This is a genomic window from Candidatus Poribacteria bacterium (genome assembly GCA_026702755.1).
Taxonomy (GTDB): domain Bacteria; phylum Poribacteria; class WGA-4E; order WGA-4E; family WGA-3G; genus WGA-3G.
The window spans coordinates 51,996-59,867 of record JAPPBX010000104.1 but is presented as its reverse complement, the minus strand read 5'-3'; the positions used below and the strand labels follow the sequence as shown (position 1 = coordinate 59,867).

The 7,872-nt window shown below is 46.2% G+C and carries 8 protein-coding genes and 1 pseudogene; 1 reads left to right on the top strand and 8 read right to left on the bottom strand.

Annotation, left to right across the window (positions count from 1 at the left end):
* Window positions 1-53: 53 nt before the first annotated feature.
* A pseudogene (locus tag OXH39_21025) lies at window positions 54-209 on the bottom strand (AIM24 family protein).
* Window positions 210-549: 340 nt separating this feature from the next.
* Here OXH39_21025 and OXH39_21020 point away from each other — a divergent pair.
* Window positions 550-1,173, top strand: coding sequence for a polysaccharide deacetylase family protein (locus tag OXH39_21020; protein ID MCY3552951.1), 624 nt, complete (start codon window positions 550-552; stop codon window positions 1,171-1,173).
* Between the two features lie 325 nt (window positions 1,174-1,498).
* Here OXH39_21020 and OXH39_21015 read toward each other — a convergent pair whose 3' ends face one another.
* The 7 genes from OXH39_21015 to OXH39_20985 all read right to left on the bottom strand — a co-directional run bounded on the left by OXH39_21015 (window position 1,499) and on the right by OXH39_20985 (window position 7,870).
* Complete coding sequence (locus OXH39_21015) at window positions 1,499-2,305, bottom strand: hypothetical protein (protein MCY3552950.1); 807 nt, start codon at window positions 2,303-2,305, stop codon at window positions 1,499-1,501.
* Window positions 2,306-2,362: 57 nt separating this feature from the next.
* A complete protein-coding gene (locus OXH39_21010; protein MCY3552949.1) occupies window positions 2,363-3,136 on the bottom strand; it encodes a hypothetical protein in 774 nt (257 codons plus the stop codon).
* A gap of 1 nt (window position 3,137) precedes the next feature.
* Complete coding sequence (locus OXH39_21005; protein MCY3552948.1) at window positions 3,138-3,689, bottom strand: hypothetical protein; 552 nt, start codon at window positions 3,687-3,689, stop codon at window positions 3,138-3,140.
* Window positions 3,690-3,923: 234 nt separating this feature from the next.
* Window positions 3,924-4,700 carry a hypothetical protein gene (locus OXH39_21000; GenBank protein MCY3552947.1) on the bottom strand — a complete coding sequence of 259 codons (777 nt, stop codon included), beginning with the start codon at window positions 4,698-4,700 and terminating at the stop codon, window positions 3,924-3,926.
* Between the two features lie 126 nt (window positions 4,701-4,826).
* Window positions 4,827-5,552 carry a hypothetical protein gene (locus OXH39_20995; protein ID MCY3552946.1) on the bottom strand — a complete coding sequence of 242 codons (726 nt, stop codon included), beginning with the start codon at window positions 5,550-5,552 and terminating at the stop codon, window positions 4,827-4,829.
* Between the two features lie 57 nt (window positions 5,553-5,609).
* Complete coding sequence (locus OXH39_20990) at window positions 5,610-6,365, bottom strand: hypothetical protein (GenBank protein ID MCY3552945.1); 756 nt, start codon at window positions 6,363-6,365, stop codon at window positions 5,610-5,612.
* 2 nt (window positions 6,366-6,367) lie between these two features.
* Complete coding sequence (locus OXH39_20985; GenBank protein ID MCY3552944.1) at window positions 6,368-7,870, bottom strand: IMP dehydrogenase; 1,503 nt, start codon at window positions 7,868-7,870, stop codon at window positions 6,368-6,370.
* Window positions 7,871-7,872 lie beyond the last annotated feature (2 nt).

The following is a 7,872-nucleotide window of genomic DNA, read 5'->3' as shown; positions in this document are numbered from 1 at the left end:
CCTAAGGATACCAGATTTTAGATCAACTATCAAGATAATTGTGACAGACTACTAGAACCATCGCCCATCTTTGCCTCATAGACAATGTCCTCTTCCATCCAGTTCATCGCCCCAGCTTCAGCGATGATCGTCTCACCCAAGTCGAGTTCGATCTCAACGACCTGCATATCGTTGCCGAAAATTTCATAGTCTACTTCGTGGCTCCGCATTGTTGTCCCTTTCAAAGGTTTAGACCAAATAATGATGTGGCAGCAGACGAATCCTTCAAACTGTAGCGCACCATAATCGCTTTTGGAAATGATAACATGATTGACAAAAACCGTCAAGAAAAATCGGGTTTGAAAAGTGTAGTCAGGCGGTAAGATCTTTCGTATAATTAGAAAACATGAGTTGGATGTAAGGATTCAGAAAAATCTGGTTTCCGGTAAATCTTTACGCCAAGATCTTTAAAAGGCAACAATTCTAATGAGTTCAATAATCACCCCTGCTGTAGGATTTGCATTCGCGATACTGCTGTGCGTTTTCTTTAGACCCCCTTTCGGGAAGAATATGGTTCGCCTGAACACAGATCAGAAGGTTGTCGCGCTCACTTACGACGATGGACCAAATCCGCCTTATACTGAGCGGTTACTTGATGTCCTCGCTAAGCACAACGTCAAAGCCACCTTCTTCGTAATCGGAAATCGTATTGAAAGGCACCCCGAAACGGTCCGTCGGATTATTGCCGAAGGGCATCAGATTGGCAATCATACCTATAGCCATCCACTGCTGGGTTTCTTGTCACCGTTCTGTGTTCGGCGGCAAATTGAACGCACGGACGACCTTCTTCAGCAATACGGCATTGCAAAGGATAGTGTATTTAGAGCACCAATGCTAACACGGTTTCTACCAGTCGCTTATGTGCTCGCGAAAGACGATCGAACGCATATCAGCTGCAATGTATGGAGTTGGGATTGGACGACGCAGAATCCCGACAAGATCACTGAGACGGTATTGAAAAAAACACTTTCATCTACGGGGGCGGGTTCGATTATTGTCCTACACGATGGGAAAGCGGAAAATAAAAACGCAGACCGTTCGGGGACAATCGAAGCGACAGACCGAATCATCACCGCATTGAAACGGGAGGGATACAGGTTTGTGCGGTTGGCGGATGTCGGTAATCAGAGTTAACAGTTGTCAGTTTTCAGTTTTAACCATCAACTCGTGCTTTAACATTTATAAGGAAGGCGAGTTGATGGTTAAAGTTAAAGAGGTGTCTTGCCTAACCAAACCATCTCTTATAGTAAAACCCGTAATTACCTATACACCAACGTAAGGGCGAGAATACTAGCGGAAATCCGCAGAAACACCCAAGCAATACGCAGAAATCCCCAAGCAAAAACTCCCCAAGCAAAAACTCCCTCGCCAGCGGCAGTGGGGCTTTTGTTCCGTGACGGACTGTAAACATACTTTCGGATTTTACTATAATTGATGACTGTTAACTACCTACTATTCTTCAGTCTGCCGCTTCCACAGAAATTTTTGCGTGGAAAGCGTTTATATCGCCTATTTCACTCCATTGGTCTCCAGTCACACATAGTTTAAAGCGTTGACCACGATCGAACTGATATGTAATTTGTCCAGATTCACCGGGGAATATCCCCCAGACTCTGGTAAGTGCGCCAAGTGCCTTCTTATATTCATCGCTTTCTTGGCTGTTCCATGCTTCAGGATCAATGCCATCAGGCACTTTTTCCGTCGGGAGTTTTTTGTCTCCGTCGAGGAGATGGAAAATCCCTATTCCATTGTCTCTCCCGACTTGGATGTTGGCAGTGAGTGTGCCACCAACTTCAAACGCCGTGGCATCAATGTAGACAACAGTGTAATCCTGATGTGCGAGCATCGGGGTATAAAAAGTATCTACGACCTCCTTTGAGGGTTGCTCCGGCGTAAGGATGAGATCACCCAACCCGGGACGTTTTCCTTCCAAGGACTCCCTGAGAAATAGTAGGTAAGGTTCGGTATGGTCATCAGACTCCGTCAGTTTGTCAAGGAACATATAAGCGGCGTGGTCTGGTTCCGTCATGTTGTCGAGAAATATATTGTAGTCTATGCCACCCATCGCTTCAAACTCCGGTGAGATAACCAAACAATCCACTGGTGAACCCTTTTTCCAGGTTTTGATAATTGCTTGTGCTAAGGGATGGCTTGTGTCGAAGGTCTTACCTTCGCGTTCGCGTCGCCTTGCAATCGGTTCTCGTAAACTTGGCGTTCGTCCTAACTCCGCGTTGGGGACCCACGTGTTGATAAAGTTTTCGTTCAAAAATTCTATGATTCGATCTTCAGAGAGCTCAACTGCCCTCAGGATTTTACCACTCCCTCAGCACCCCTCGTCAAAGAGCGGTCCATCCACTGAGATGACATGGATTGGTTTCCCTTGCGCGGGTGCCATCTCTAACGCTTCCTCCAGCGATACCCAGTTAATTTGCTGAAACTCATAGAAACACGATACGAGCGCGCGTTCGGCTTCTTCTTCCGTGATTGACGCGGTGAATTCGACATCAGTAGGTTGTGTGCCAGCAGCAAGTTCTATTCGCGGGCAAAAGCCGATTTCCGCTGCGCCACCCGGGTGCGCCGGTGCTTTCCAACCCGCGTCAAAGTTCAGTGTCGTTTCAGGTACGTACATCCTGAAGGACACAACTTTCTCTCGGATTCGGTCAATAACCAAGTGTCCAGTAAATTGTGAAGGCGTAAACCACCCATTTTCCATGACGAATTCCGCGTGAATACGGAACAGAATCTCGGCAAATTCGTTATTGTAAGCACGCAGACATGACCACAAACCAAAAGAATCTCCATTATTGATGTGCAAATCCAAGCTCGGGTTCGGGTGAAGTTGCCTTAGCAACGTTAGCGCGCCTTCTGCTTGAATCTGCCAGCATCCACCGACCGAAGCCGCTTCTGATGGGAGAAACGCTTGAAAAACGGATGTGGGATGCTGCTTTTTTGGTTCAGCGACCCGAAAGTTCGCCAATTCGTCCCACTTCACGTGGAAGTTGTATTGCGTGTATTCGATCGGCGCGATGAAGCCTTTGACAGAGACTTCTGTGTCCCCATTAAGATTGAGCGTGATTTTGTCTGATAAAATACACATTTCAATTCTCCACTACAGAAATTTTTGCCTTAAAAGCGTTGGTACTGCCTTTCTCACTCCTACCGTAACACCCGGTAGCACCCAACTTAAAAAACTGACCTCGGTCAAAACGATGCGTGAGTTGCCCTGTTTCATCGGGTTCCAACCACTTCATCGCAAGTACCATGTATTTAGTCACTCTTTCTGTTGTAGGGAGGTCGTCGTCACCATCAACCAAATAGAAGTGCCCTTCTGCGTCGGCTCTACCGGTTTCAATATCAACGGTTAGCGTACCACCATTTTCAAACGCCCTTGTATCAATTACAACGACTGTGTAATCCTTATAACCAACCGTCGGTGTTCGGAAAACATCCATGACCTCCTGAGAAGACACCTCACTGTTCAAAGTAATATTACCCAACCCGGGCTGCTTTCCGTCTAAAGCTTCCTTGAGAAATATAAGGTAACTTTCCTCATCTCGGAGTTTAAATTTATTCCAATTGTAGTCGAAGAATTCATTGACAAGCAGTCTGCCCATCAATTCAAACTCTGGTGAGATGACGAAACAATCCACGGGTGAACCTTTCTTTGATCCGGTCTTCCACCCCTTTATAATGGCTTGTGCCAACGGATGGCTTGTGTCAAACGTTTTTCCCTCTCGTTCGCGTCTTTTGGCAATCGGTTCTCGCAGACTATGTTTACGCCCTAATTCAGCATTCGTTACCCAAGTGTTGATGAAATTTTCGTTCAGGAATTCAATGTTCTGATCGTCAGAGAGAGCACCTGCCCTCAGGGTCTTGCCACTCCCTCAGCATGATTCGTCGAAGAGCGGCCCACTTATCGAGATGGCATGAATTGGTTTCTGTTGTGCGGGTGCCATCTCCAACGCTTCCTCCAGCAGTACCCAGTTAATTTGTGCTGACTTGTAAAAACGTAACATCAGTGCTTGCAATGCTTCCTCTTGGGTGATCGCTTCTGTGAATTTGGCATCTTGCAAAACATCTTGTGTGCCTGCACAGAGTTCCATTTGCGGACAAAAACCGATGTCCGCTCCGCGGAGTCCATCTCTAATTTTCCAACGTACATCAAAGTTTAGTGTGGCAGCCGGAACGTGCATCTTGAGGGAGGCAACTTTCTTTTCGTTCTGGTCGATAATCAAATGTCCAGCAAACTGCGATGGTGCAAACCAGCCTTTTTCTAAAACGAATTCCGCATGGATACGGAACAGAATCTCAGCAAACTCATTGTTGTAAGCGCGTAGAAATGCCCATAAACCGTAAGAATCCTCCCCACCAATTTTCAACTCCAATTGTGGGTTTGGACTGAGTTGCCTCAGCAGTGTTAACGCCCCTTCTTCTTCAATTTGCCAGCATTCACCCACAGAGACCGGTTCTTGTGGCAAAAATGCTTGAAAAACGGAGGCAGGATATTGCTTTTCGGGTTCAGCAACCCGAAAGTTTGCTAATTCGTCCCAATCCACGTGGTAGTTGCGCTGGGTATATTCAATCGGTGCGATGAAGCCTGTGACAGACACTTGTGCATCACGGTCAAGATTAAGTGCAATTTTGTTGTTGAAAGTTTTCATTTTTCGTTAGGAACTTCCTTTTTCGTATAAAATACCATTGCTATTAGAAGGAGGCAATGATTCGCTTATACACATTTTTGGATGCACTTATGTAAATCATATTGTATCAATGAAGCCTTGCAAATACTACATTGATTCGGGTTTTTCTGCTGGCTCTACAGAGATTCTTGCTTGAAAAGCGTTGGTACACATTTCGCCTTCGTCCCAATATCCTGAAGCACCTAACTTAAAACGTTGCCCTCGGTCAAAACGGTGTGTGAGCTGTAGTGTATCTCCCGGTTCACCCCACGTCCCAGTAAGTGCATCTTTCGGTTCTTCTTCATCTATGGAAAGTTCGCCATCCTCGTCAAATAGATAAAACTCACCCTCACCACCACCCCTACCGATTTTAATATCAATGGTGAGTGTCCCGCCGTTTTCAAAAGACGTGACATCAACCACGACAACCGTGTAATCTAAATAACCGACAGTTGGTGTCCGAAAAACGTCCAGCACTTCCTCTACAGGGTGTTCACGGGTAAGAACAATGTTTCCCAATCCGGGCTGTTTTCCTTTCAAGGCTTCCCTGAGGAATGCGTGATAATATTTTGCTGGAGAGGTATTATCCCTTGCGAGTTCATTGAACTGTTGTTTACCCATCAGTTCAAATTCGGGTGATATAACGAAGGAATCCACCGGCGACCCTTTTCTTGAGCCGGTTTTCCATCCGTTCATGATGGCTTGTGCCAAAGCGTGGGTTGTATCAAACGGCTTGCCTTCGCGTTCGCGTCTTTTGGCAATCGGTTCCCGCAAACGACGGACACGTCCTAATTCAGAGTGGGGGACCCATGTGTTAATGAAATGCTCGTTCAAAAATTCAATAATTTCGTCTCTTGAGAGGACACCTGCCCTCAGACCTTTGCCACTCGCTCAGCAGGACTCATCGAAGAGCGGTCCATCTAATGTGACCGCGTGGATCGGTTTCTGCTGTGCCGGTGCCATCTCCAACGCCTCCTCCAGCGGGACCCAGTTAATGTGCTGAACCTTGTAGAAACACGATATCAGTGCGTGTTCGGCTTCTTCTTGTGTGATTGATGTGATGAATTCGACATCGTGAGGTGGTGTCCCTGTGCAGAGTTCCATTTGAGAACAATAGCCGATCTCGGATCCGATTGTGTTCCGATAAGCATCGAAATTCAGTGTCCCTTTAGGGACATGCATCTGAAAGAATGCGATTTCTTCTTTGATTCGGTCAATAACGAGATGACCAGCAAACTGGGAAGGTGTGAACCTCCCCCCTTCTATGACAAATTCCGCATGGATGCGAAAGGTGATGTCGGCGAATTTATCGTTGCAAGCACGTAGACATGCCCACGAGCCATACGAATCTCCGTTATTGACATCCAAATCCAATCTCGGTTTCGGATTAAGTTGCCTGAGTAATTCCAAAACACCCGCCTCAATTTGCCAGCAATCACCCACCGAAACCGGTTCCGATGGAAGAAATGCCTGAAAAATGGATGCGGCATGTTGCTTTTCTGGTTCAGCGACTTGCAGATTTGCCAATGCCTCCCACTCTACATGGAAGTTGTATTGGGTGTATTCAATCGGCGCGATAAACCCTTTAACATTGGCTTCTGTGTTCCGGTCAAGATTGAGTGTGATTTTGTTGTTGAAAGGTTCCATTTTCATCCATCCTGTGTTGTTCTTGGGATAATATCGTGAACACCGCCTTCGCGAATACTCGCTGAAGAGACTAACACAAACCTCGCTTTTTGACGAAATTCCGGTAGCGATATGGCCCCACAATTACATAGAAGTGACCGGATTTTTGCGAGGGTCGTTTTCAAATTATCGTTCATCTTTCCTGCATAAGGCACATAAGCGTCGGCACCCTCCTCGAACAGCAATTCTGGACCGCCCCCTTCGTGGTAGCGTTGCCAATTAGAGGCGCGTTTTGTTCCTTCGCCCCAATATTCTTTCACTGTATTCATACCCAATTTTCTTAGCTTACTTGGACTTTCATCAAATCTTGCGAAATATCTGCCCATCATCACGAAATCGGCACCCATAGCGAGTGCCAAACCGATATGATAATCTTGGAATATGCCGCCATCTGAGCAAATCGGCACGTAAACACCGGTTTCCTTCAAATACAGGTCTCTTTGCCGGGCGACTTCAATGACGGCAGTCGCTTGCCCACAACCAATCCCTTTCTGTTCTCTTGTTATACAAATGGCACCGCCACCGATGCCCACTTTTACAAAATCAGCACCGGCTTCTACCAAATACATGAATGCATCTCCGTGAACGACATTCCCGCCGCCCACTTTTACAGTATCATTGTATTCATTTTTAATAAATCGAATAGTGTCTGATTGCCATTCTGTATACCCTTCTGAAGAATCAACACAAATAATATCGACACCCGCTGCGACCAGTGCTGGCACTCTCTCTTTGTAATCTCGTGTATTAATTCCGGCACCCACCACGAGTCTTTTCTGGGAATCTACGGATTCAAGTGGATTTTTCTTATGGTCATCGTAATCTTTCCTGAAGACCAGATGTAACAGTTTACGATTTTCATCAACGATCGGCAGACAATTTATCTTGTGTTTCCAAATGAGGTCGTTGGCATCTTCAATCGTAATTCCCTTTTGACCGACAATCAGTTCGGGAAACGGTGTCATGAATTCGCGTACTTTAGCGTTTAAATCCACTCGACTCAGTCTATAGTCCTTATCCGTTATGAGTCCGAACAGTTCTCCTGAAGACGAACCATCTTCGGTTATAGGAATCGTCGAGTGTCCTGTTTCTTCGGTGAGTTTCACGACATCTGCTATCGTGCTATCACACTTTAAATTTGAGTCGCTGACGACGAAACCCGCTTTGTGGCTTTTAACTGTCCGTACCATTGCTGCCTGCTCTTCAATACTTTGGGAGCCATAAATAAAGGATATCCCGCCCTGTCTTGCGAGTGCAATTGCCAAATTGTGATCCGAAACAGCCTGCATGATTGCTGAAGCAAACGGAATGTTCACTTCCAGAGATGGCGGTTGCTGCCCAACTTTAAACTTCACGAGCGGGGTTCTCAGGATAACGTTTTCAGGGATGCAATCCTTCGTGGTTAAGTTGGGTAAAAGCAGGTATTCGCTGAAAGTCCGGCTTGCTTCAGAAAAAAAATGAGCCATGA